General features: G+C 64.6%; 29 protein-coding genes. 19 read left to right on the top strand and 10 right to left on the bottom strand.

All coding sequences use genetic code 11. The features are described from left to right. Positions 1-8 precede the first annotated feature (8 nt). The 4 genes from K3148_RS04530 to K3148_RS04515 all read right to left on the bottom strand — a co-directional run bounded on the left by K3148_RS04530 (position 9) and on the right by K3148_RS04515 (position 2,492). Positions 9-440, bottom strand: a complete 432-nt coding sequence (locus K3148_RS04530; RefSeq protein WP_221426127.1) for an OsmC family protein — start codon at positions 438-440, stop codon at positions 9-11. A gap of 71 nt (positions 441-511) precedes the next feature. After that, the gene (spt, locus tag K3148_RS04525) at positions 512-1,768 is read right to left on the bottom strand and encodes a serine palmitoyltransferase (RefSeq protein ID WP_221426126.1); all 1,257 of its coding nucleotides are present in this window, start codon (positions 1,766-1,768) and stop codon (positions 512-514) included. Continuing rightward, a complete protein-coding gene (locus K3148_RS04520) occupies positions 1,765-2,010 on the bottom strand; it encodes an acyl carrier protein (RefSeq protein ID WP_221426125.1) in 246 nt (81 codons plus the stop codon). Before K3148_RS04520 ends, spt begins: the two co-directional genes overlap by 4 nt. 113 nt (positions 2,011-2,123) lie before the next feature. Next, positions 2,124-2,492, bottom strand: coding sequence for a response regulator (locus K3148_RS04515; protein ID WP_221426124.1), 369 nt, complete (start codon positions 2,490-2,492; stop codon positions 2,124-2,126). Between the two features lie 53 nt (positions 2,493-2,545). On the opposite strand from K3148_RS04515, the gene K3148_RS04510 reads away from it, so the two are divergent. The 5 genes from K3148_RS04510 to K3148_RS04490 are packed head-to-tail and all read left to right on the top strand — an operon-like array spanning position 2,546 to position 5,795. Further along, on the top strand, positions 2,546-2,836 hold the full coding sequence (locus K3148_RS04510; RefSeq protein ID WP_425594656.1) for a DUF3572 domain-containing protein: 291 nt from the start codon (positions 2,546-2,548) through the stop codon (positions 2,834-2,836). Beyond that, positions 2,833-3,462, top strand: coding sequence for an HAD family hydrolase (locus tag K3148_RS04505; RefSeq protein ID WP_221426123.1), 630 nt, complete (start codon positions 2,833-2,835; stop codon positions 3,460-3,462). The genes K3148_RS04510 and K3148_RS04505 overlap by 4 nt, the downstream gene beginning before the upstream one ends. Continuing rightward, entirely contained in the window at positions 3,459-3,917 is a 459-nt protein-coding gene (locus tag K3148_RS04500; RefSeq protein ID WP_221426122.1) for a RidA family protein, read from the top strand. Before K3148_RS04505 ends, K3148_RS04500 begins: the two co-directional genes overlap by 4 nt. After that, positions 3,895-4,662: a glycerophosphodiester phosphodiesterase family protein gene (locus K3148_RS04495; protein WP_221426121.1), complete on the top strand. Its 768-nt coding sequence runs from the start codon at positions 3,895-3,897 to the stop codon at positions 4,660-4,662. Before K3148_RS04500 ends, K3148_RS04495 begins: the two co-directional genes overlap by 23 nt. Then, positions 4,659-5,795, top strand: a complete 1,137-nt coding sequence (locus tag K3148_RS04490; RefSeq protein ID WP_247711639.1) for a GNAT family N-acetyltransferase — start codon at positions 4,659-4,661, stop codon at positions 5,793-5,795. Before K3148_RS04495 ends, K3148_RS04490 begins: the two co-directional genes overlap by 4 nt. Position 5,796: 1 nt before the next feature. Here the strand turns inward: K3148_RS04490 and K3148_RS04485 are convergent, their stop codons facing one another. Continuing rightward, on the bottom strand, positions 5,797-6,126 hold the full coding sequence (locus tag K3148_RS04485; protein WP_221426120.1) for an SEL1-like repeat protein: 330 nt from the start codon (positions 6,124-6,126) through the stop codon (positions 5,797-5,799). A gap of 291 nt (positions 6,127-6,417) precedes the next feature. Here K3148_RS04485 and dksA point away from each other — a divergent pair, with 291 nt between their 5' ends. The 7 genes from dksA (at position 6,418) to kynU (ending at position 12,055) form a co-directional block, all read left to right on the top strand. Next, complete coding sequence (dksA, locus tag K3148_RS04480; RefSeq protein ID WP_221426119.1) at positions 6,418-6,876, top strand: RNA polymerase-binding protein DksA; 459 nt, start codon at positions 6,418-6,420, stop codon at positions 6,874-6,876. Positions 6,877-6,995: 119 nt separating this feature from the next. Then, positions 6,996-7,361, top strand: coding sequence for a PilZ domain-containing protein (locus K3148_RS04475; protein WP_221426118.1), 366 nt, complete (start codon positions 6,996-6,998; stop codon positions 7,359-7,361). Positions 7,362-7,417: 56 nt separating this feature from the next. Beyond that, positions 7,418-8,881, top strand: a complete 1,464-nt coding sequence (locus K3148_RS04470) for an ABC transporter substrate-binding protein (RefSeq protein WP_221426117.1) — start codon at positions 7,418-7,420, stop codon at positions 8,879-8,881. A gap of 5 nt (positions 8,882-8,886) precedes the next feature. After that, positions 8,887-9,357: a DUF4112 domain-containing protein gene (locus K3148_RS04465; protein WP_247711638.1), complete on the top strand. Its 471-nt coding sequence runs from the start codon at positions 8,887-8,889 to the stop codon at positions 9,355-9,357. A 37-nt stretch (positions 9,358-9,394) separates the two neighbouring features. Continuing rightward, positions 9,395-10,186 carry a tryptophan 2,3-dioxygenase gene (locus tag K3148_RS04460; protein WP_221426116.1) on the top strand — a complete coding sequence of 264 codons (792 nt, stop codon included), beginning with the start codon at positions 9,395-9,397 and terminating at the stop codon, positions 10,184-10,186. Then, positions 10,183-10,830: an arylformamidase gene (gene kynB / locus K3148_RS04455; RefSeq protein WP_221426115.1), complete on the top strand. Its 648-nt coding sequence runs from the start codon at positions 10,183-10,185 to the stop codon at positions 10,828-10,830. Before K3148_RS04460 ends, kynB begins: the two co-directional genes overlap by 4 nt. After that, positions 10,823-12,055: a kynureninase gene (gene kynU, locus K3148_RS04450; RefSeq protein ID WP_221426114.1), complete on the top strand. Its 1,233-nt coding sequence runs from the start codon at positions 10,823-10,825 to the stop codon at positions 12,053-12,055. Before kynB ends, kynU begins: the two co-directional genes overlap by 8 nt. Before the next feature lie 81 nt (positions 12,056-12,136). On the opposite strand, the gene K3148_RS04445 is transcribed toward kynU, so the two are convergent. Beyond that, the gene (locus K3148_RS04445) at positions 12,137-12,706 is read right to left on the bottom strand and encodes a PEGA domain-containing protein (RefSeq protein ID WP_221426113.1); all 570 of its coding nucleotides are present in this window, start codon (positions 12,704-12,706) and stop codon (positions 12,137-12,139) included. A gap of 180 nt (positions 12,707-12,886) precedes the next feature. Next, a complete protein-coding gene (locus K3148_RS04440; protein ID WP_221426112.1) occupies positions 12,887-13,495 on the bottom strand; it encodes an HNH endonuclease in 609 nt (202 codons plus the stop codon). 129 nt (positions 13,496-13,624) lie between these two features. Here K3148_RS04440 and gluQRS point away from each other — a divergent pair, with 129 nt between their 5' ends. From gluQRS to K3148_RS04415, 5 genes are read left to right on the top strand one after another with little or no spacing between them, the layout of a single operon-like run. After that, a complete protein-coding gene (gluQRS, locus tag K3148_RS04435; RefSeq protein WP_221426111.1) occupies positions 13,625-14,455 on the top strand; it encodes a tRNA glutamyl-Q(34) synthetase GluQRS in 831 nt (276 codons plus the stop codon). 9 nt (positions 14,456-14,464) lie between these two features. Next, a complete protein-coding gene (locus K3148_RS04430) occupies positions 14,465-14,695 on the top strand; it encodes an HIG1 domain-containing protein (protein ID WP_221426110.1) in 231 nt (76 codons plus the stop codon). A 14-nt stretch (positions 14,696-14,709) separates the two neighbouring features. After that, on the top strand, positions 14,710-15,288 hold the full coding sequence (locus K3148_RS04425; RefSeq protein ID WP_221426109.1) for a cob(I)yrinic acid a,c-diamide adenosyltransferase: 579 nt from the start codon (positions 14,710-14,712) through the stop codon (positions 15,286-15,288). Between the two features lie 60 nt (positions 15,289-15,348). Beyond that, positions 15,349-16,221 carry a 3-hydroxyacyl-CoA dehydrogenase NAD-binding domain-containing protein gene (locus tag K3148_RS04420; protein WP_221426108.1) on the top strand — a complete coding sequence of 291 codons (873 nt, stop codon included), beginning with the start codon at positions 15,349-15,351 and terminating at the stop codon, positions 16,219-16,221. Between the two features lie 53 nt (positions 16,222-16,274). Beyond that, positions 16,275-16,634 carry a hypothetical protein gene (locus tag K3148_RS04415; protein ID WP_221426107.1) on the top strand — a complete coding sequence of 120 codons (360 nt, stop codon included), beginning with the start codon at positions 16,275-16,277 and terminating at the stop codon, positions 16,632-16,634. Here the strand turns inward: K3148_RS04415 and K3148_RS04410 are convergent, their stop codons facing one another. From K3148_RS04410 to mutS, 3 genes are read right to left on the bottom strand one after another with little or no spacing between them, the layout of a single operon-like run. Then, positions 16,635-17,045: a YidH family protein gene (locus K3148_RS04410; protein ID WP_221426106.1), complete on the bottom strand. Its 411-nt coding sequence runs from the start codon at positions 17,043-17,045 to the stop codon at positions 16,635-16,637. A gap of 38 nt (positions 17,046-17,083) precedes the next feature. Beyond that, positions 17,084-17,467: a hypothetical protein gene (locus K3148_RS04405; RefSeq protein WP_221426105.1), complete on the bottom strand. Its 384-nt coding sequence runs from the start codon at positions 17,465-17,467 to the stop codon at positions 17,084-17,086. 24 nt (positions 17,468-17,491) lie between these two features. After that, the gene (gene mutS, locus K3148_RS04400; protein WP_221426104.1) at positions 17,492-20,116 is read right to left on the bottom strand and encodes a DNA mismatch repair protein MutS; all 2,625 of its coding nucleotides are present in this window, start codon (positions 20,114-20,116) and stop codon (positions 17,492-17,494) included. Between the two features lie 115 nt (positions 20,117-20,231). Here mutS and K3148_RS04395 point away from each other — a divergent pair, with 115 nt between their 5' ends. Together K3148_RS04395 and K3148_RS04390 are read left to right on the top strand one after the other, a co-directional pair. Then, positions 20,232-22,496: an NADP-dependent malic enzyme gene (locus K3148_RS04395; RefSeq protein ID WP_221426103.1), complete on the top strand. Its 2,265-nt coding sequence runs from the start codon at positions 20,232-20,234 to the stop codon at positions 22,494-22,496. A gap of 10 nt (positions 22,497-22,506) precedes the next feature. Next, on the top strand, positions 22,507-23,649 hold the full coding sequence (locus tag K3148_RS04390; RefSeq protein ID WP_221426102.1) for an aminotransferase class V-fold PLP-dependent enzyme: 1,143 nt from the start codon (positions 22,507-22,509) through the stop codon (positions 23,647-23,649). Positions 23,650-23,724: the final 75 nt, after the last annotated feature.

Below are 23,724 nucleotides of genomic sequence, written 5' to 3'. Positions count from 1 at the left end.
GCCTCGGATCAGCCCTCGAACGCGGTTTCGAGGGTGATTTCGCAATTCAGCAGTTTCGAGATCGGGCAATTGGCCTTGGCGTCCTCGGCCAGTTCCTCGAACTTGGCGCGGTCGAGGCCGTCCACCTTGCCCTTGGTCGAGAGGGCGGATTTGGTCACGGTGAAGCCGCCGTCTTCCTTTTCCAGCGTGACCTCGGCGTTGGTGGTCAGGCTGCCGTCGGTAAAGCCGGCTTCGGCGAGCTTGAAGCTCAGCGCCATAGTGAAGCAGCTGGCGTGCGCGGCGCCGATGAGTTCTTCCGGATTAGTCCCGGGCGCATCTTCGAAGCGGGTGTTGAAGCCGTAGGGCTGGGCGGACAGCGCGCCCGAGCCTGTCGAGACGTGGCCCTTGCCGTCCTTGCCAAGGCCTTCGTAGGTCGCGCTGCCGGAATTCGTGGTTTTCATGGGGGTATTCTCCTTCCCCCACGAGACGGGCGAAGGGGCGGCAGTGTTCCCGCCGCCCGCTCACTCAGGCATCAGATGATGCCGGTTTCCTTGCCCGACTTCTCGAAGATCTCGAGGATCTGGCCGACTTCTTCCTCGCTATGCTCTGCACACAGCGAGCAGCGCAACAGGGTCATGTTGGCGGGCGTCGCCGGCGGCCTTGCGAGGTTCACGTAGAGGCCGTTGCGGATCAGCGCCTCCCACATATGCGCGCCCTTTTCGAGGTCGGGCATGATGACCGCGATGATCGCGCTTTGCGGTTCGTCGGTGCCGAGCTTGAAGCCCAGATCGCGCAGCCCCTTGTGGAGGTTCTTCGAATTCTCCCACAGATGCGCGCGCTTGTTGGAACCGTGCATCAGCTTGCGAATGCTGGTCGCCGCTGTCGCCACTACGCTGGGCGGCAGCGAGGCGGTGAAGACATAGGGACGGCAGACGAGGCGCATGATTTCGAACTTGGGATGGTTCGACACGCAGAAACCGCCGACCGTGCCGACGCTCTTGGAGAAGGTGCCGATGATGAAATCGACATCGTCGATGACGCCCGCATCCTCGACCACGCCGCGACCATGTTCGCCGATGAAGCCCATCGAATGCGCTTCGTCGACCAGCACCATGGCGCCGTATTTCTTCGCGACGGCGACCATTTCCTTGAGCGGAGCAATGTCGCCGAGCATCGAGTAGACGCCTTCGAGGACAACGAGTTTGCCCGCGCCTTCAGGAATGCGCTTAAGGCGCTTCTCCATCGCCTCTATGTCGTTGTGCTTGAACGGCACGACTTCGGCCTGGCCCATCGCGCAGCCGTCCCAGATGCTGGCGTGGCTGTCGATGTCGAGGACGATGTAATCGCCCTTGCCCGCGATGGTGGAGATGATCCCGAGATTGGCCTGGTAGCCGGTCGAGAAGACCATCGCGTGGTCCATGTCGTAAAATTCGCGCAGCGCCTCCTCGCATTCCTTGTGGCCCTGGTACGTGCCGTTGAGGACGCGAGAGCCGGTCGTGCCCGATCCGAAGTCGGCCAGCGCCTGCTTGCCGGCCTCGACCACGTCAGGATCGAAGGTCATGCCCATGTAATTATAGGTGCCGAGCAGGATCGTTTCGCGCCCGTTGCAGATCGCGCGGGTGGGCGAGAGGACCTTCTCCATGACGAGGTTGAACGGGTCTTCGCGCCCCTGCGAGAGAAGCCCTTTGCGCAGCGCGATGATGTCGTCGAACTTCGAGAACAGGTCCTTGTCGCTCGCATGCGCTTCGAGCGGCTGGGGCTGGTCGGGCTGGCTGATACCTTCGCTCATGCGTCGGCCTGCAGCTTGTGGACCGCATCGACGAGCTGGCCGTAATTCTCGATCTCCGCCTGCTGGTTCATCGAGATGATGATGTCGAACTCGTCCTCGATCTCGGCGACGAAATCCATCACGGTCAGGCTGTCGAATTCGAGATCGCCCTGGAAAGTGGTCTCTTCCTTGATCTCGACACCCTTCTTGTTGAAGGGTTCGATGAGGTTGCAGATCTTGGCGTCTACCTCGGCACGGTCCATGTAAGGGTCCAGTTCTTCAAAATGCGATGCGACCCGCGATAGTGCAGGTCTTAACGAATGGGGCGGCAAAGCGGTTTCCGCAGCGTTTTGTCAAGCTTTCGGCTCTGTCCCGCTCAGTCCGCCAAGAGCTTGCGCACGGCAGCCATGAAGGGGCCAATGGACACTGGCTTGGCTAGGTAATCCTGCGCCCCGGCGTCGCGAATGCGTTCCTCATCGCCCTTGCCGGCATAGGCGGTGACGGCGAGAACCGGCACGCCCTGCATTCCCGGATCGGCCTTAAGGTCGGTAATCAGATCGACTCCGCTGACATTGGGTAGCTGGATGTCCATGATGACCAGCGCGGGGTCCGACCTCTTCGCGGTGGCGAGAAAGTTGTTTCCGTCGGAAACCGGCACCACCTCGTAACCGTTCGCCTTCAGCACGTCACAAAACAGCTTACGGTTGAGGTCGTTGTCCTCGACAACGAGGATTCTCTTTGCCACGGGGCGGGTCACTCCTGTCACTGGGATGGTAGGCGTAGGCGTTAGCAGGAGCACTGACAATTCACACAGGCGATAAATCGGCGGATGGAGAAAACCGGACGGCGGAGGTTCTCGCGCTGGAGGCGTTGGGCTGGGCACTAACCGACGAGAAGCGCGCCGAACGGTTGCTGTCGCTCACCGGCCTGACGCCCGAACGGCTGCGCCACGGCATCGACGACCGCGGCGTGCAGGCCGCGGTGCTCGAATTCCTCGCCAATCACGAGCCGGACCTTATTGCCGCCGCAGACGCTTTGAACACGAAACCCGAAACTCTGGTCGCCGCCGCGAGGGAATTGAACGCATGAGCCGCCCGCTGATTATCTCCGATTGCGACGAGGTGCTGCTCTACATGGTCAGCCCCTTCAAGGACTGGCTGGCCGAGACGCAAGGCGTCGATTTCCGCATGAACGGCAACGATTTTGCGCAGGCGCTGCGCTGGCAAGAGAGCGGCGAGGTGCTTGAGCCGGATGAGATCTGGAAGAAACTCGGCCTGTTCTTCGACACCGAGATGTATCGCCAGGACCCGATCCCCGGCGCCATCGAAGGCATCAACACGCTGGCCGAGGAGGCGGACGTCGTCATCCTCACCAATCTCGTCGACAAGCGGCAGCAAATGCGGACCGAGCAGCTGGCCGGGCACGGCCTTAACGCCCGGGTCTTCACCAACCAGGGCCCCAAGGGTCCGGCGCTGCAGAACATCCTTGCGGAATACCGCCCCTCCAACGCGATCTTCATCGACGATCTTGCGCAGCACCACCGTTCGGCGCGCGAGACAATTTCCGATATAACCACATTGCACCTGTGCGGCGAACCCATGCTCGCCCCGCATATCGATTGCGCCCACACCTCGGGTCATGCCGATGCGCGGATCGACAGCTGGGACGAGGCGTTGCCGTGGCTGCGCCAACAATTGCAGAAGGAAAACGCATGAGCATCGAGGCGAAACTCGAAGAACTGGGCATCACCCTGCCCGGAGCGGCGGCACCGGTCGCCAGCTACCAGCCGCTCGTCGTCTCGAACGACGTGGCGTATATCTCGGGGCAGCTGCCCTTCGTCGACGGCACTCTCGTCACCGGTAAGTTGGGACATGACGTGACGCTCGAGCGGGGCCAAGAAGCGGCGCGCGCCTGCGGGTTGATGATCCTCGCCCAGCTGAAGGCTGCGGGCCTGCTGGAGCGGGTGGAGAAGGTCGTGAAGCTCGGCGGCTTCGTCGCCAGCGTGCCTTCCTTCACCGACCAGCCCAAGGTGGTGAACGGCACCAGCGACCTGATGGCCGAGGTCTTCGGCGAAGCGGGCCGCCATGCGCGCAGCGCGGTGGGCGTGCCGGTCCTGCCGCTCGACGCCGCGGTCGAGGTCGACGCGATTGTCGCCCTTCGCCCCGCTTGACCGGCTGATCGTTGCCGCGCCCGACCCCGAGCGGGTCGGCTGGCTGCGCGACTGGACTTACGCCCACCGCGGTTTGCACGGGGAGGGCGTACCCGAAAACTCTCTCGCCGGTTTTGCGCTGGCGGTGGAGCGGGGGATGGGCATCGAATGCGATATCCAGCGCAGCCGCGATGGCTGCGCCATGCTGGTCCATGACTGGGAGCTGGAGCGCCTGACGGGCGTCCACGGCCCGCTGGCCGATCACAGCGCGGAGGAGCTGGCGCAGATCGCCTTCCTCGACAGCGAGCACAAGCTGGCCCGGCTCGACGATCTGCTGCCGATCGTCGCGGGGCAGGTCCCGATCCTGATCGAGATCAAGTCGAAGCGCGGCTACGATGTCCAGCGCAGCTGCCGCGCGGTGGCCAAGGCTCTCGAAGGCTATGCGGGCCCGTATGCGGTGATGAGTTTCGATCCGCGGGTGTGCATCTGGTTTGCGGAACACGCGCCGCAGACGGTGCGCGGCCTCGTCATGCGCGAGGACGAGATCGGGATGACGCAGAAGCCGTGGCAGCGCCATGTCGCGCTCTGGGCGGCGCGCCCCGAATTCATCGCCTATCACGTGGCGGCCTTGCCCAACCCGATGGTCACGGCGCTGCGGGATCGGGGGATGCCGGTGCTGACCTGGACCGTGAACTCGCCGGAAACCCGCGCGCATGGAAGCGAGCACGCCGACGCGCTGATCGTCGAGGGGGACGGGCTGGCGTGAGCGAGGAGGGTCTGGCCGCGCGCATGGCAGGATCGGTCGGAGCCTTCGACCGGGCGGAGTGGAACGCGCTTGCGGGCGACAATCCCTTCATGCGCCACGAATTCCTTACCGCGCTGGAGGATTCGGGGAGCGTCGGGCCGGGGACCGGCTGGCAGCCCGTGCCGCTGGCTATCTCGACCGACGGCGGGCCTCCGCTGGCCGCCATGCCCGCCTATGCCAAGGGGCACAGCCAGGGCGAGTATGTCTTCGACCACGCCTTTGCCGATGCCTATGAGCGGGCAGGGGGCAATTACTACCCCAAGCTACAGATCGCCGCGCCGTTCACCCCGGCGACGGGGCCGCGCCTGTTGCTTTCCGATCCTGCGCTGGCCGCGCCCTTGTTATCGGCAGCCGAGCAGGTGTGCCTGCAGAACGGCTTTTCCTCCGCCCACGCGACCTTCATCGAGCCGGACCAGCTTGGATTGTTCGAGGAGGCGGGCTGGCTGCTGCGGAGGGATATCCAGTTTCACTGGCTCAACCACAATTTCGCGACTTTTGAGGATTTCCTCGCCACGCTGACTTCGCGCAAGCGCAAGGATCTGCGCAAGGAACGCGCAGCGGCGCAGCAGGGGCTGGAGATCGTCCGGCTATCGGGAGAGGCAATCCGCCCCGAGCATTGGGACGCCTTCTGGCATTTCTACCAAGACACCGGAGCGAGGAAATGGGGCCAGCCCTACCTCACCCGCGAAGCTTTCGACCTGTTCGGTGAACGGATGGGCGAGAAGATCGTGCTGGTGCTGGCACTGGAAGAGGGCGAACCGATTGCCGGCGCGCTCAATTTCGTCGGGGGCGACACGCTCTACGGCCGCTACTGGGGCTGCACGAAACAGGTCCGCTTCCTGCATTTCGAGCTGTGTTATTACCAGGCGATCGACGTCGCCATCGAACTAGGCCTGGCGAAAGTGGAGGCGGGCGCCCAGGGCGGGCACAAGCTCGCCCGCGGATACGAACCGGTCGAGACCGTCTCCGCGCACTGGTTCGCCGATCCCGGCTTCCGCGCGGCGGTGGCGGAGTTCCTCGAGCGCGAGCGCGAAGGCGTGACCGCCGACCGCAACTATCTCGAGCGACGAACGCCTTTCCGCAAAGGCGGCTAGATCATGCAACCTTCCGGGCACCCTCGCTGAGCCATTCGCGCGCCCGGCGCTGGGCCTCGGCAATTTCGCGGGCAGTCATCTCGTCCGAGACATCGGCGCGGCACCAGGCAGCTTCCTCGTGACCCTTGCTGGCCGCGATGTTGAACCACTTGTGCGCTTCGATCATATCGGTGGTGCAGCCGTGGCTGCCGGTCGAGAAGGCCACGCCCAGATCGTAGAGCGCGTCGATCGAGCCCTTGGCGTATTCGTTCAGATATTCCGCAATGGTGACGAGAGCTTCGTCGCCCTGTTCGATACGGCCTGCGCCGCCTTCGATAGCCTTGAGTTGCATGTCACAAACTCCCCCATTTTCTTGCCGACCCCCCGCCGGCAGGACCCAAATTCGGCGCTTATGGTCAATAATTGGTTAACGCGGATCGCAACTAATTGCGGATAGCTTCGTCCCGGTAGGCTGCGCTTAATGTGTCACAGGCTATGGAGTTTTCCGGAAACCCGCTTGCGGGGGTCCGGCGGCCTCCGTATAGGCCGCGCCATCGGAGCGTCGCGGGTACCGGAAAAATCCGGGCCGGCGGGAAGCACGGCGCTTCGAAAGAGAGATTTGGGAAGAAGGGTACCAAGCTCAATGGCCACCACGGCTTCGAATGTTTCCGAAAAGCTCGCCAAGGCGAAGGCCGTCGTCGATCCCGATTACACGCCTTCGGACGACGAAGAATACATGGGCGAAAAGCAGCTCGATTACTTTCGCGTCCTTTTGCTCGACTGGAAGAAGTCGATCCACGACGCGGCTGGCCAGACGCTGCAATCGCTACAGGACGGCCCGATGCGCGAGCCGGATCTCAACGACCGCGCCTCGTCCGAAACCGACTGGGGTATCGAACTGCGTACGCGCGACCGCCAGCGCAAGCTTATCTCCAAGATCGATTCCGCGCTCCGCCGCATCGACCAGGGCGAATACGGCTGGTGCGAAGTGACGGGTGATCCCATCGGCCTGCGCCGCCTGATCGCGCGCCCGGTCGCCACCATGACTGTCGAAGCGCAGGAAGCGCACGAGCGCCGCGAAAAGATTTCCCGCGACGATTGAGGGAGTTGCTCGAAAAGGGTTAGCGAATTAACCCTGTTTGCGAACCCTTGCTTATGACTTTTCGGCCTACCGTCCTCGCCTAGGGTCCGGACAGGGTAACGCAACGGGAAGCGATAACAATGACTTCCATCGATACACGGAATATGAAGCGGGACAGCCTGTTCCTGATGGCCGACGTCTCTCTCGACGGCAGCGCACAGCCGACCCGGGTAAAGGTCCGCAATCTTTCGGATACCGGCATGATGATCGAAGGGCCCCTGGTGGCTGCCACCGGTCAGCGGGTCGTGGTGACACTCAAGCAAATCGGCAGCGTCGGCGGTCGGATCGCGTGGACGCAGAGCGCCCGGATCGGCATCGCCTTTGACGAGCCTGTCGATGCGAGCAAGGTGCGCACGAAGCTGATCGGCGAAATGCCCGAGGCGCCGCGCTATGCCCGTCCGGCGGTCGCTCCTCGCAGCGGTGACTGGAGCGTTCGCAAGCTCTGATACTCCGTTCGCGAACGCCTTGCGCGATACAGGCGGGGTGCTAATCCGGCGCATCAATGCTTCGCCCCCTGAACGCTCTTGCCTTTTGCGCCTTGCTTGCCGCCTGCGGTGGCGGGGCTGACGACGGGGTGGTCGATGTCGCCTATATCGGGGACGCGGCCAGTCTCTATTCCTCAGGCACCGAGCTGACGCCTGGCGCGCGCCTGATGCGCTCCGCTCAGCGGCAGGGCCTCGTGCGCTTCAACGCCAGCGGTGAAGTAATCCCGGCCTTGGCTGAACGCTGGATCGTCACCGACGATGGCAGAAGCTATATTTTCCGCATCAACGAATTCGACCTGCCCGACGGGTCGCGGCTGACTGCGGGCGCGGTGGCGCAGGAACTCAACCGCACCCGCGCCCGGCTGGCCGGGACCAGCCTCGGCCTTGATCTTGCCAAGGTGTCCGACATCCGGGCGATGACGGGCCGCGTGATCGAGATTCGCCTGCGCAGCCCCATGCCGGGCTTCCTCAGCCTGCTCGCCCAGCCCGAACTGGGCGTCGCCCTGCGCGAGGCCGATGCGGGGCCGATGGTTGCGCGGATCGAGGAGGGGGTGGCGCTGCTCTCCGCCATGCCTCCCGAGGAGCGTGGGCTGTCGGCGCAGGAGGACTGGGAGGAATTGGTCAGCGAGGTCCATGTCTCGGCCTTCGAAGCGCAGGAGGCGGCGCGCGCCTTTTCGCAAGGGCGGGTCGACATCATCCTCGGAGGCCAGCTCCAAAGCCTGCCGCTGGCGATTACCGGAGCCCTGTCGCGGGGGACCGTGCGACTGGATTCGGCGGTCGGTCTGTTCGGGATCGATGTCGCGAAGCCCGAGGGCTTCCTCGCATCGCCCTCCAACCGAGAGGCGCTTGCGATGGCCATCGACCGATCCACCCTCCTGACGCAATTCAATGTTGGCGGATGGGCCGGATCGACGCGGATCGTGACAGGCGGGCTTCCGGGCGATGACGGGGTTGTGGGCGAAAGGTGGCAAGCCCTCTCGCTCGAACAGCGCCGCGCGCGGGCCCGCGCCACCGTGCAGCAATGGCACGCCGGTTCCGGCGTTGCCCCATCGCTTTCAATCGCACTCCCGCAAGGACCGGGCGCGCGCTTCCTGTTCGAGGCGCTTGCCCGCGATTTCGCGGCCATCGGCGTCACCCTGAGCCGCGTTTCGCAGAACGAGACGGCCGACCTGCGACTGCGCGACACGGTTGCCCGTTACGCCGGGGCGCGCTGGTATCTGAACCAGTTCAATTGCGAGCTGTCCGCGCCGGTCTGCTCGCTCGATACCGACTTTCTCGTCCAGCTTTCGCTCGACGCGGCGGACCCTGCTGAAGAGGCTTCCTACCTGTCCGAAGCGGAGCAGACGCTGACGGCAACCAATCTCTACATCCCGCTCGGCAACCCCATTCGCTGGTCGCAGGTGCGCGCCGGGGTCGAGGGATTTGCCGAAAACAGCTGGGCCTTTCATCCCTTGTTCCCGCTCTCGCGCGCCCCCATCTAGGCTTTATGGAAGACAATCGCCTCACGCCGATAGAGCCGGAAAATCCGCGACAGGAGGGTTTCGGACCGCAGCGCCAGACCGGCCCGCTGCGCTTCGATTTTCCTACCGGGAATGACCCGCAATCGGTCCGCCGCCGGATCGAAGCGATGGAAATGATCCTCGAGCGCAGCATGGTCCTTCCCGGCACGAATTATCGCATCGGTCTGGACACCATAGTCGGCCTCGTGCCGGTCATCGGCGATATCATCACGGCAGCCATGGGCAGCTATCTCGTCTGGGAAGCGCGCAATCTCGGCCTGCCGAAGTGGAAGCTGTGGCACATGATGGGGCGCATCGGGCTCGATACGGCGGTCGGCTCGGTGCCGGTGGTCGGCGATGCCTTCGACATCGTCTACCGCTCAAACAGCCGGAACCTGAAGACGGTCAAGAAGCACCTCGACAAGCATCACCCCGAAACGAAGGTCATCGACCAGTAGTTTCAATGGTGACCAAGGCGCGCTAGGGCTCTGGCCCATGGCATCCGACGTTACCTATTCGAGCTATCTCGACCTCGACCGTATCCTCTCGGCGCAGCATCCGGCCAGCGATGCGCATGACGAGATGCTCTTCATCATCGTCCATCAGGCGAGCGAGCTTTGGCTCAAGCTGTGCCTGCACGAATTGTTCGAAGCGCGGGAATGCATACAGGCGGACAGGCTGCGCCCTTCTTTCAAGATGCTCGCCCGGGTGGCGCGTGCGCAGGGTCAGCTAATTCAGAGCTGGGACGTGCTCAGCACGATGACGCCGCATGATTACTCCACGATCCGCCCGTTTCTCGGCGGGTCGAGCGGGTTCCAGAGTGCGCAATACCGGATGATGGAATTCCTCCTCGGCGGACGCAATCCCGACATGATCACCATGCATGAGGCGACTCCCGAGGTCGCCGAAGCCCTGCGCGACGAACTCACCCGCAAGAGCATCTACGCCGAGGCGATCGCGCTGCTCGAACGGCGCGGTTTTGCGATCCCAGAGGAAGTGCTGGAACGCGACCATGGAGCGACATGGGAGCATTCGCCCGAGGTCGAGGCCGCATGGGCCGAGGTCTACCGCGACCCGAAGGAGTATTGGGACCTTTACGAACTCGCCGAAAAGCTGGTCGACCTCGAATACCATTTCCAGCGCTGGCGCTTCGGGCATCTGAAGACGGTCGAACGGATCATCGGCTTCAAGAAGGGCACCGGCGGCACGCCGGGCGTGCCCTATCTCGCGGGCGTGCTCAAAGCCGCTTTCTTCCCCGAATTGCTGAGCGTGAGGACGGCGCTGTGAGCAGCTGGAAAAGCAGCCGCCGGATCTGGGACATCAGCCAGGTCCTGCGTCCGGGCTTGCCCGTATGGCCGGGCGATACCGAATTCGCGTTCGAGCGGACATGGCGGATGGACGAAGGCTCGCCGGTCAACGTCGGCCGCATGACCATGAGCACGCATTCCGGCACCCATGCCGATGCACCGCTGCATTATGCCGAAGACGGGCTGGACGCCGCCGGAATGGAGCTCGATCCCTATATCGGGACCTGTCTCGTGGTCGATGCGCGCGGCGTGTCGGGCGAGGTCGATGTCGCCGACCTCCCACATATCGAGAGCGTCGACCGCGTCCTTTTCCGCACCTGGGATGCCTTCCCGCACGAGCAATGGCGCAGCGACTGGCTGCCGATTGCCGCCGAGACGGTGGAGTGGCTGGCGCTGCAGGGCGTGAAGCTGATCGGCACCGACGCGCCGAGCGTCGACCCGCAGGAGAGCAAGACGATGGACGCGCATCACGCGGTGCTCAAACACGATATGCGCATTCTCGAAGGGCTGGTCCTCGATGACGTGGCGGAAGGGCGCTACGAACTCATCGCCCTGCCATTGAAGGTTGGCGGCGGCGACGCGGGGCTGTGCCGCGCGATCCTGCGGGAGCTGCTCGATGCTTGACCGCGCGCAGGTGCTCGATGCGGGCGATCCGCTGGCGGTTTATCGCGAGCGCTTCGACCTGCCCGAGGGCATGATCTATCTCGACGGCAATTCGCTCGGCTGCCTGCCCAAGGCGACGGCCGGACGGCTGGAGGAAGTGTTGCGCGAGGAATGGGGCCGCGATCTCATCCGTAGCTGGAACACGGCGGGCTGGATCGACCTTCCCGCCAAGGTGGGGGGCAAGATCGCTCCGCTTATCGGCGCACAGCCGCATGAGGTGATCGTCGCCGACAGCGTTTCGGTGAACCTGTTCAAGCTCATTTCCGCCGCGCTCGCCCTTCAATCTAAAAGCGGGCGTCCCGGCCGCAAGGTCGTGCTGAGCGAGCCGGGCAATTTTCCGACCGATATCTACATGATCCAGGGGCTCGAAAGCCAAGGGCTTGCGACCCGGCGGCTGGCCGCGCGCGAGCAACTTCTTGCGGCGCTCGATGAGGACGTGGCGCTGCTGCTGCTCACCCATGCGCACTACAAGACCGGCGAACTTTTCGATATGGTTGAGCTCACCCGGGCCGCCCATGCAGCCGGCGCTCTGGTGCTGTGGGACCTCTCGCATTCAGGCGGCGCGCTGCCGGTGGACCTCAACGGTTGCGAGGCCGATTTCGCGGTCGGCTGCGGCTACAAGTACCTGAACGGAGGTCCCGGAGCGCCCGCTTACGCCTTTGTCGCAGAACGGCACCTAGAGGCCGCACAGCAACCCCTCAGCGGCTGGATGGGCCACGCAGCGCCCTTCGCCTTCAGCGACGATTACACGCCCGCGCCCGGCATCGAACGCCTGCTCTGCGGCACGCCCGGAATCCTCGGCCTGTCCGCGCTGGAGGTCGGCGTTGACCTCATCGCCGAGATCGGCGTCGAAAACCTTTACGCCAAGTCGCAGAAGCTGTCCGAATTTTTCCGCCAGTGCCTTGCCGAACGGGGCCTGGATCTCGAACTCGTCAGCCCGACCGACCCGGCGCAGCGGGGCAGCCAGCTGTCCTTCCGCCACGAGGAGGCCTACGCGATCTGCCAGGCTCTCATCGCGCGCGGCGTGATCGGCGACTTCCGCGATCCCGACATCCTTCGCTTCGGCTTTGCGCCCGCCTATTTGCGTTTCGCCGACATGGCGGAAGCCGCGCGGCATCTCGCCGAGGTCATCGAGAGCGGCGAATATCGGGACGCCGCCTTCCAGGAACGCGCCGCCGTTACCTGAGCGGAGTAATGAAAAAGCCCGGAGGTGCCGTAGCGCCTCCGGGCCTTGTTGTTTCGCGCGGGGAGAAGCCCCGCCCGCTGCTTAGTTGGTGGCAGCTTCTTCTGCGGCTTCTTCGACAGCCACTTCTTCGGCTTCCGCTTCGGCGGTCACGGTGCCCGGAGCTTCGCCAGCCGCATCGCCGATCTGCTTGGCGACCTTTTCGTAAGCTTCGGCGTTGTGCTCGGCCACGGTCATGATGACTTCGCCCTTCTTGTCGAGCAGGACGGCTTCTTCGCCCGAACCGAGCGGCGCGAGGCGCACGATCAGCGGACGCGGCGAGAGGAAGCGGTTCGAGCCATTGCCGGCATCGACGGCGGCGCCGATGCCGCCGCCCAGCAGGATGTTGCCGAAGGTCGAAGCACCCGACTTGCTCCAGAGCAGGACGTAGGTCGGCTCATAGCCTTCGCGAACGATGTCGACGCGGCTCGAATCCTTGCGCGGCATGACCAGTTCGCACGGCGTGACGCAGGTGCGGCCGTCGAGGAAAGTTACTGCGGCACCATCGGGCGTAGTGTCGACGACATAGTCGAGGTTCGGGCCGTTGACGACGGTGGCGCAACCCGAAAGGCCGATAGCGGAAACAGCCGCGAAAGCGGCAATAAACTTGTTCATAGAGTCCCCTGTAGAACGATCCCTGCCTCTGGATTGAGGCTGGCAGCTTTTTTACTTGCGAAATCGACCATGTCGATTGCGTTTGTGCTGGTGACGCCAAATTGTTGCCATAGTTGCGAGAATGTCACCTAACAGGAGGTAACCGCCACGATTTCGCGCGGTATTCGGGCAACAGAGGGGCTATTCCTCCAGCTCGATGTCCCAATAGAGCCAGTCGCGCCAGGTTTCGTGCAAGTAATTGGGCGGGAACTGCTTGCCGTGCTGCTGCAACTGCCAGTGCGTGGGGCGGATCGGCTCGGCGTAAAGCTGCATACCCGCCTGCTTCGGTGTGCGGCCGCCCTTCTTCATGTTGCAGGGCGCGCAGGCGGTGGCGATGTTCTCCCAGGTTGTCTTGCCGCCCAGTCGGCGGGGCACGACATGGTCGAAGGTCAGATTGCTCTGGTCGCCGCAGAACTGGCAGGCGAAGCGGTCGCGCAGGAACAGGTTGAAGCGCGTGAAGGCCGGAAATTCGCTCGGGCGCACATATTGCTTTAGCGCGATCACGCTGGGGATCTTCATGTCGAGATTGGGCGAATGGACCTCGCGATCGTAGGTCGCGATCACGTCCACCCGGTCGAGGAAGATCGCCTTGATCGCGGTCTGCCAGGGCCACAGGCTCAGCGGGTAATAGGACAGTGGGGTGTAGTCCGCGTTCAGCACCAGGCTGGGGCAGCTCTGCAGATTGCGCGTCGGATCGTCCTCGGCGCTGCGAAACCGTGCGGCTCTCTCAAGCAGTTCGGCCCTGAACACTACGCGTCCCTCCCGATACTCTTGTCCCTTACACATCCATTTGCATGGCAAAGCGTCAAGACTGTTACCAACCGGCTATCCACAGTCTTATCCCGTGCATATCCACAAAGAGGCGCGTAGGAGGCGCCCATGGTGGTCACGCGCTTTGCTCCCAGTCCGAACGGTTCGCTGCATCTGGGGCACGCCTTTTCGGCCGTGACCGCGCACGATTTGGCGAAGGAACGGGGCGGGAAATTCCTGTTGCGGATCGAGGATATCGACGGCGAACGCTCGCTGGCGGACAAGCCCGACGAGTTTCGCGAAGACCTCGCCTGGCTCGGCCTCGATTGGGAAGAAGTCCCCGCGCAATCGACCCGGCTCGCGTCCTACGAGAAGGTGGCAAGCGACCTCATTCATCGCGGCCTGCTTTATCCCTGCACCTGCACGCGCAAGGACATCATGGCGCTGGAGCCGCGGCTGGGTCCGGAAGGCGCGATTTATCCCGGCACCTGCAAGGGGCGGGTGCTCGATCCCGAGAAACCCGTCGCCCTGCGGCTGGATGTCGACCGCGCCATGGCGGAACTGGGCGAGCTCTTCTGGGAAGACGAGACCAACGGCACCCAGATCGCCGATCCGCGCGCCTTTGGCGACGTCGTGCTGGTGCGCAAGGACGCGCCGGCGAGCTACCACCTTGCCGCCACGCTCGACGATGCCGCCGACGGTGTCACGCTGGTCACGCGCGGGCAGGACCTCTTCGCCATGACGCATATCCACCGCGTGCTGCAGGAATTGCTCGGCTTGCCGGTGCCGATATGGCACCACCATCCGATCCTCATCGGGGCGGATGGCGAAAAGCTGGCCAAGCGCCGCAATTCGCCCAGCCTCGCGGACAGGCGCAAGGCGGGCGAGGACGGCCTCGCGCTGGCAGAGCAACTGCGTGGCTGCGAATTCCCCGCTGGAATTACGCTGGCGAGTGCCTAGATTGGCGTCATGAACACAGTCTTCATCATCATCCTGCTCGCCGCCATGGTCATGGTGGTCGTCTCCCTCGTTCGCGGCGTGGTCGCGTTCCTGAAAAGCACCAAGGTCGATCTGGAAAGCGGCCAGCAGGTCGACGCCACCGATATGCAATTGAAGCAGAACAAGGCGATGATGGCCCGCGTCAAATGGCAGGCGGTCGCGATCATGGTCATCGCCGTCATGCTCGCCGTGGCGAACTGACGCGAGGCATACGCGTGGTCAAGCTGAACAAGATTTACACCCGCACGGGTGACGATGGGACCACGGGCCTCGTCGACGGCTCGCGCCTACCCAAGCACGCCGCGCGGATGGAGGCGATCGGCGTAGTGGACGAGGCGAATTCCGCGCTCGGCCTGGCCGCCGTCGCGTGCGCGGGTAGCGACCACGCAGAGCCGCTCTTCCGCATCCAGAACGACCTTTTCGACCTCGGTGCCGACCTAGCGACGCCGGCGGGCGAGGACGAGGATTTCGCGCCGTCCGAAATGGTGCTCCGGATCGTCTCGGCGCAGGTCGACTGGCTCGAGAGCGCGATCGACGCGCTCAACGAGGGCCTCGAACCTCTTACCAGCTTTATCCTTCCCGGCGGCAGCGAAGCGGCGGCACGGCTCCACGTCGCCCGCGCCGCCGTTCGCCGTGCCGAGCGCGCGATGACCGAAATGGCGAGTGTGGATGCGACCAACCCGCAGGCGCTGGCTTACATCAACCGCCTTTCCGATTACCTCTTCGTCCTCGCCCGCGTTGCCAACGATGGCGGCAAGGGCGATGTGAAGTGGATTCCGGGCGCTAACCGCTAGCCAGCCCCTCCTGCCTTCGCTAGACGGCGCGCTTTGCTGCACATGCGAAGGAATTTCTCGATGAGCAAGACGATCGCCATTATCGGCGCGGGCCAGATGGGTTCGGGCATCGCGCAGACGATCGCCCAGCACGGCATGGACGTGCTGCTGGCCGACGTCAGCCTCGAGGTGGCCGAAAAATCGGTCGCCGGGATCGACAAGGCGCTCGGCAAGCTGGTCGGTCGCGGCAAGATCGAGATCGCCGACGCCGAAGCTGCGATGAAGCGCATCACCCCGGTCGGCGACTACGAGCGCATGACCGAGGCCGAGTTCATCATCGAAGCGGCGACCGAGAAGGAAGAGATCAAGCAGGCGATCTTCGAGAAAGTGGGCGAAAAGCTCGGCGCCGATGCGATCATGGCGTCGAACACGAGCTCGATCCCGATCACGCGCATGGCCAATTATTCGCCCGATCCGGCGCGCTTCATCGGCCTCCATTTCTTCAACCCCGTGCCGGTGATGGGCCTGATCGAGGTCATCCCTGGCCTCGCGACCTCCGCGACCACGACCGATCGCACCAAGGCGTTTGCCGAGGCGCTGGGCAAGGAAGTGGTGCTGAGCCAGGACGAGCCCGGCTTCGTCGTCAACCGCATCCTCTTGCCGATGATCAACGAGGCGGTCTTCGTGCTCGGCCAGTCGACCGCGGGTATCGAGGACATCGACAAGGGCTGCCGCCTCGGCCTCAACCACCCGATGGGGCCGCTGCAACTGGCCGATTTCGTCGGCCTCGACACCTGTCTCGACATCCTGATGGTGCTCTACAAGACCACCCGCGACACCAAGTACCGGCCTGCGCCGCTGCTGGTGAAATATGTCGAGGCCGGCTGGCTCGGGCGCAAGACGGGGCGCGGCTTCTACGACTATTCGGGCGAGGAGCCCCAGCCGACGCGCTGACGGGAACGCCCCCGGCGTGCTGGCCGTTCAGGTGGAAAGGAGAATTTTCCGCCATGAGCGACATCAATACCAACACCCCTGTCGGCAAAAGCCAAGAAGCGCGCCAGTCGGGCCTCGCGCCCGAAACGCATAACGACGAACAGGACGATCACCGCAGCCAGGCACAGGAAGTGGCCGAGCAGGCGCAGGAACGCGGCAGCGCCGGTTCGCCGACCGAAAGCGTGAAGGGCGACAATTCGTCGGGCCTAATGGGCGATTCCACGCAGGACACCGTCGATCACATGCGCGACATGGAAAGCTCGGGCCGGATCGACATGAACGCCTATCGCGGCGAGCCCAACCACGATGATAACGAAGGCAAGTACGGCAAGAAGAACGAAGTCGACCCCGACCTGCCCAACGAAAACGACTGATCAGCCGGCAATATCGCCGTCATTCAGGATCCATAGCCCCGCCGTGAGCACCGCCGAGCCGGTCGCCACGGCGAAGGCCATGATCCGGAAATTCGGTCGGGAAATCCCCTCATATTGATGGGAATCGAGGCGCGTCATGGTTCTGCAGGCGCGCCTTTCGGCTGTAATGGCGAGCCAGCCGCCGCCGATGATGAAGAGCGTGGCCACCGCCTTGGCAAGCCACGGCGGCTCGAACTCGCCGAACACCGCGCGAAAACCCAGGCCGATGCCGATGGCCGCAAAGGCGGTGCGCATCCATCCGGCGAAGGTGCGCTCCATCGCCATGATGTTGCGGTCCTCGGCCAGATCGGTGCGGAACTCCGCCCACTGGGTGCTCCGGTCGCGTTCGTCTTCGGGATCGTCCTCGGCCATGCCCCTCTAAGCGGGTTAGCGAAGCAGCGGTTCCAAAACTAACCGATGGGTTCGCCGTCCGAATAGGGTTCGGCGGTGTTGATGAGGTAGCTTTTGTCGACGGGTGTCGGATCGACCGGGCCCTCATTGCTGCCGGCAGAGGCATACCACGCATCGAGGGTCAGGGGCTGGTCGTCCGCCGCTGTTTCGACCCCCGCGACCGTGTCTTCCGGCAGGTCCCACGAGACTTGGGCAGGCTGCGGCGTCGAAGTCTTCGGGGCCGCACGTGGCGGAGCGGCCTTGGCCTCATGGCTGGTCAGGAAAGCCCGCTCGGCGTTTCGCATCTGGCTCTCGCGGCTGAAATAGCTTTGCAGCGCATAGAGGCTGCCGCCGCACAGGGCGACGATCAGAAACATCCCGATGAGAGTCGAGCGCAGGTTCATGGGGCCCTTGTGCCCCGCCAATGGTTAAGATCGGCTTTTCGCCGCCTCGGCCTTGAGGCGATAGAGCTCGTCTAGAGCCTCGCGCGGCGAGAGCGCATCGACATCCAGAGCCTCGAGCGCCTCACGCAGCGCGTCGCATTGTTCTTCCTCGGCCTGCGCGGTTGCAGCGAATAGCGGCAAATCGCCGAGCCCGGCGGCGAGGCCGCCCGTTTCGGCGCGGCCCTTCTCCAGTCTGTCGAGCACCGCCTTGGCGCGCTTGATTACCGGCGGCGGGACGCCGGCCAGCTTGGCCACCGAGAGGCCATAGCTGCGATCCGCTGCGCCCTTAGCAAGTTCGTGCAGGAGCACGAGGTCGCCCTTCCACTCGCGGGCGCGCACGTGGTGGAGGCTTAGCGAGTCGCAGGTCTCGGCAAGGCGCGAGAGCTCGTGGTAGTGCGTGGCGAAGAGGCACCGGCACCTGAGCTGTTCGTGCACCGCCTCGACCACCGCCCAAGCCAGAGCCATACCGTCATAGGTCGAAGTGCCGCGCCCGACTTCGTCGAGGATGACGAAGCTGCGGTCGGTGGCCTGGCTGAGGATGGCGGCGGTCTCGACCATCTCGACCATGAAGGTCGAGCGCCCGCGCGCCAGATTGTCCGACGCACCCACGCGGCTGAAGAGGCGGTCGGCAATGCCGATGCGCGCCGCGGTAGCGGGCACGAAGCTGCCGGCCTGCGCGAGCAGCATGATGAGCGCGTTCTGGCGCAGGAACGTCGACTTACCGCCCATATTTGGGCCGCCGATCAGCCAAAGCCGGTCGTCCGAACCCAGCGAACAGTCGTTGGCGACGAACCGCTCGCCCGTCTTCGCCAATGCCTGCTCCACCACGGGGTGACGGCCGCCGCTGACTTCGAGGCACGGTTCGTCGAGAATGGCGGGCCGCGCCCAGTCGCCTTCGACCGCGCGTTCGGCCAGCGCCGCCGAGACATCGATCCGCGCGAGCGCAGCGGCAGTCGCGGCAATCGCCTCGCGCGCGGCGGTGACTTCGCCGACCAGCTCTTCGAAATGCGATTCCTCGGCGGCCAGCGCATGGGCGCCCGCTTCGGCGATGCGGCTGGCTTCCTCGTGCAGGCCGACCGAATTGAAGCGGACCGCGCCGGCCATGGTCTGGCGGTGGGTGAAGCCGCTGTCCTGCGCCATCAGCTTGTCGCCGTGCTTGGCGGGCACTTCGATGAAATAGCCGAGCACCTTGTTGTGCTTGATCTTGAGTGAGGGGGTCGCGGTCTCCTCGCGGTATTTCGCTTCGAGCGCCGCAATCGCCTTGCGCGCGTTGCCGCTGGTTTCGCGCAACGCGTCGAGCGCATGGTCGTAGCCGCTGGCGATAAAACCGCCCTGGCTGCGTTCGGTCGGTGGGGAGGGCACCAGAGCGCGGGCGAGGTGGTCGACCAGCGCGGCGTGTCCGCCCAGATCATCGATAGTGCGGGCGAGGAGCGGGGGCAGATCTGCGCTGGCGGAGAGCATGTCGCGCACGCGACGCGCTTCGGACAGGCCATCGCGGGTCTGGCCGAGATCGCGCGGACTCCCACGGCCTGCCACCAGCCGTCCGAGCGCGCGTCCGATGTCGGGTGCCTGCCGCAACACGGCGCGCAAATCGGCGCGCAGCAGCGGGTCGGCATGGAAATGCTGCACGCTCGCAAGACGCATTTCGATCGCGGCGAGGTCGGCGAGCGGGGCTGAGAGGTCTTCTGCCAGCTGCCGAGCGCCCGCGCCTGTCGCGCAGCGGTCGATACAGGCAATGAGGCTGCCCTCGCGCCCGCCGTTTTGCGCGGCGAGGATCTCGAGGCTCGAGCGCGTGGCGGCATCCATTGCGAGATTCGCCCCGATTCCGCGCGCGACCGGCGGCAGCAGGAAGGGCAGCTTGCCGCGTCCCGCGTGGTCGAGATAGGCGATCAGACCCGCCGCGGCGGCCAGCATGGGCCGCGAGAAATCGCCCAACCCGTCGAGCGTGCCGAGGCCATGCAGCGCTTTGAGCCGCACTTCGCCATCCTCGCTGCGGAAATCGTGGCGGGGGCGGGAAATCGTATCGAAGGGCGCGTCCTCCCAATCGTCCGGCCCCACGACTTCGCTCGCCCCGAGCCGTGCCAGCGCCGCATCGAGCCGTTCGGGATCGCACTCTTCCAGTTCCATCCGCCCGGTCGAGATATCGCAGGCCGCGATACCCACCCCGTCGCGCACCGGGGCCACGGCCACCAGCAGGTTCGCGCGCCGCGGCTCCAGCAGCGCTTCCTCGGTCAGTGTGCCGGCGGTGACGAAGCGCACGATATCGCGCGACACCAGCGCCTTGGACACCGGCTTGCCTTCGCGCTTGGTGCGCTCTTTCGCTTCGTCGGGCGTTTCGGTCTGCTCGGCGATTGCGACGCGGCAGCCGCCCTTGATCAGCCGCGCAAGATAGCCTTCTGCCGAATGCACCGGAACACCGCACATCGGCACGGGCTCGCCACCATGCTCGCCGCGCGTCGTGAGCGCGATGTCCAGGACCTGGCTGGCACGCTTGGCATCGTCGAAGAACAGCTCGAAGAAATCGCCCATCCGGTAGAACAGCAGCGCCTCGCCCGCCTCTTCCTTGAGGGCGAGATATTGCTGCATCATCGGGGTGGGTTTGTCGGCCATTGCGTTCCGCCGTAGCGGGCCATCGCGCGATTCGGGAAGCGATGCCTTCGGTGTTTCCCCTATGACTTGGCGAAAAATGGCCTTAGGGGCAGGGCCGTAACGTCAGAGGACCCATATGGCCGAAGAAAAGCAGACCGGTTTCAACACGCGCGAAGCGCTCTTTTACCACGAGACGATCCGTCCCGGTAAGATCGAGATCATCGCCAGCAAGCCCATGGCAACACAGCGCGATCTCGCGCTCGCCTATTCGCCGGGCGTTGCTGCCCCGGTCGAGGCGATTGCCGCCAATCCGCAAGACGCGGCACGTTACACCGCCCGTTCCAACCTCGTCGCGGTGATTTCCAACGGCACCGCCATCCTCGGCCTCGGCAATCTCGGCGCACTGGCGTCGAAGCCGGTCATGGAAGGCAAGGCGGTGCTGTTCAAGCGCTTCGCCGACGTCGATTCGATTGACCTCGAACTCGATACCGAAGACCCGGAAGCCTTCATCAACGCGGTCGCGCTGATGGAGCCGAGCTTCGGCGGCATCAACCTCGAAGACATCGCCGCGCCCGAATGCTTCATCATCGAGCAGGCGCTGCGCGAGAAGATGAACATCCCGGTCATGCATGACGACCAGCACGGCACCGCGATCATCTCCGCCGCCGGTCTTATTAACGCCTGCCATTTGACGGGGCGCGATCTCGACACGGTCAAGATGGTGGTGAACGGCGCAGGCGCCTCGGCGCTAGCCTGCACCGCGCTGATCAAGGCGATGGGCGTGCGGCACGAGAACGTGATCGTCTGCGACCGCGCCGGGCCGATCTATCCGGGCCGCGACAATGTCGACCAATGGAAGAGCGCGCACGCGGTGGAAACGCCGCATCGCAGCCTCGAAGAAGCGCTTGAGGGGGCGGACGTCTTCCTCGGCCTGTCGGCGGCTGGTGCTCTCAAGCCCGAGTGGGTCGAGAAGATGGCCGCCAAGCCGATCATCTTCGCCATGGCCAATCCCGTGCCCGAAATCATGCCCGAAGACGCCAAGGCGGTGCGCCCCGATGCGATTATCGCCACGGGCCGCTCGGACTATCCAAACCAGGTCAACAACGTGCTCGGCTTCCCCTTCATCTTCCGCGGTGCGCTCGACGTGCAGGCGACCGCGATCAACGAGGAAATGAAGATCGCCGCCGCCCGCGCTATCGCCGAACTCGCCCGCGAACGCGTGCCCGAGGAAGTGGCCGCCGCCTATGGCGTGACGCACCAGTTCGGCGAGGAATATATCATCCCCGCTCCCTTCGATCCGCGCCTGATGGAGATCGTATCCTCCGCCGTGGCGCAGGCCGCGATGGACAGCGGCGTGGCGCAGAAACCGATCGAGGACATGGACGCCTATCGCCACCAGCTGAAGGCGCGTCTCAACCCGACCACCGGCGCGCTCACCAATATCTACGAACAGGCCAAGGCCAATCCCAAGCGGATGGTGTTCGCCGAAGCCGAAGAGGACGTGGCCCTGCGCGCGGCGATCCAGTACCGCGACTATGGTTATGGCGAGCCCATCCTGGTGGGCCGCACGGAAAAGGTCCTCGCCAAGCTCAAGGAGCTGGGTGTCGACGATCCGGACGACTGGATTATCGAAAACTCGAACGTGTCGGACAAGGTGCCGGCGATGGTCGATTATCTATACAAGCGCCTCCAGCGCCGCGGTTATACCGAGCGCGACGTGGGCCGCATGGTCAACCAGGAACGCAATGTCTTCGCCGCCCTGCTGGTGGCGTTGGGGCACGGGCACGGCATGGTTTCGGGCCTCACCAGGACCTTTGCCCAGACCGCGCGCGAAGTGGCCCGCGTGATCGATCCCAAGCCCGGCGCAACGCCGTTTGGCATCCACATGATGGTCGGCAAGAACCAGACCACCTTCCTTGCCGATACCACGATCAACGAACGCCCGACCGCGGCGGAACTGGCCCATATCGCCAAGGAAACCGCCGCCGTGGCGCGGCGCATGGGGCATGAGCCGCGCGTGGCCTTCCTGTCCTATTCGACCTTCGGCAATCCGTCCGGCCAGTGGCTCGGCAACATTCGCGATGCGGTGGCGCTGCTCGATGCGGAAAAGGGCCTCGATTTCGAATACGAAGGCGAGATGGCGCCCGATGCCGCGCTCAACCCCAAGGTCATGGCGCTCTACCCCTTCAGCCGCCTGTCGGGCCCGGCGAATGTCCTCATCATGCCCGGCCTCCAGTCGGCAAATCTCTCGGCCAAGCTGTTGCGCGAACTGGGCGGCGAGACCACGATCGGCCCGATGATGATCGGCAGCGAAAAGCCGGTACAGATCGCGCCGATGACCGCGATTGCGCCCGATTTGCTCACCCTGGCCGTGCTCGCGAGCGCGGGCGTGGTGGGCTGAGGAGAGACATTTGGCGCGCATCGCTTCGCAGCGGCATCGCTTCGCGATTCCGGACGACGTCCACTACCTGAATTGCGCCTATATGGGGCCGCTCAGCCATGAGGTGAGCGAGGCGATGGTCGCGGGCGCGCGGGCGAAGGAACAGCCGTGGAATTTCCGTCCGGCGGATTTCTTCCGCATTACCGAGGATTTCCGCAGCCGCGCTGCGCGGCTGGTCGGAGTCGATAGGGACTGCATCGCCGTGGTTCCCTCGGTGAGCTATGGCCTCGCCGTGGCAGCCGCAAACCTGCCGGTGGAGCGCGGTCAGGCGATCGTCACGCTGGGCGACCAGTTCCCCTCCAATGTCTATATCTGGCAGGAAAAGGCGAAGCGCTGCGGCGGTAAGGTCATCGCGGTCGAGCGTTCCTCGCAGGATTGCTGGACCGAGGCGCTCCTTGACGCCATCGGGCCGGACACGGCGGTGGTCGCCGTGCCGCACAATCACTGGGCCGATGGCCGGATGGTCGATCTCGTGCGGGTCGGACGTAAAGCTCGCGAGCACGGGGCTGCGCTGGTGCTCGACCTCACGCAATCGCTGGGCGCCATGCCGCTCGATTTCGCGACGGTGCAGCCCGATTTCGCCGTAGCCGCCTGCTACAAATGGCTGATGGGGCCCTATGGCGTAGGCATGCTCTATGTCGCGCCGAAGCATCACGGGGGCGAACCGATCGAGCACAATTGGATCAACCGTGCGGGATCGGAAGATTTTGCGCGGCTGGTCGATTACCGCGACGATTTCCAGCCCGGCGCGCGGCGTTTCGACATGGGCGAGAAATCCAACGCACCGCTGCTGATGGGCGCAGGCGCAGCGCTCGATTTCCTGATGGAATTCGGGGTCGAGGCGATCGCGGAGGAACTGGGCCAATGCACAGAAGAGCTTGCCCGCGAGGCCGATGCGCTTGGCCTGACATCGGCCCCAATCGGCACGCGCGCCCCGCATTTCCTCTCGCTGGGATTCCCCGAAGGCGTTCCCGACGGCCTCACCGAGACCCTTGCCGAGCGGCAGGTGCACGTATCGCTGCGCGGCACCTCGCTGCGGGTCACTCCGCACCTCTACAACACGCCGGCCGACACCGAAGTGCTGATCGAAACGCTGCGCGACTGCCTCGGCTGACCGGAGCCTCGCAACGGCTCGTCCACCGCCCTTGGCGCGGTTCACCTTTTGGCAAGCGACCGGGCGGCTATGCGC

This window comes from Qipengyuania aurantiaca, assembly GCF_019711375.1.
GTDB lineage: Bacteria > Pseudomonadota > Alphaproteobacteria > Sphingomonadales > Sphingomonadaceae > Qipengyuania > Qipengyuania aurantiaca.
The sequence above is the reverse complement of the archived record's forward strand: the minus strand, read 5'-3'. Positions and strand labels throughout refer to the sequence as shown.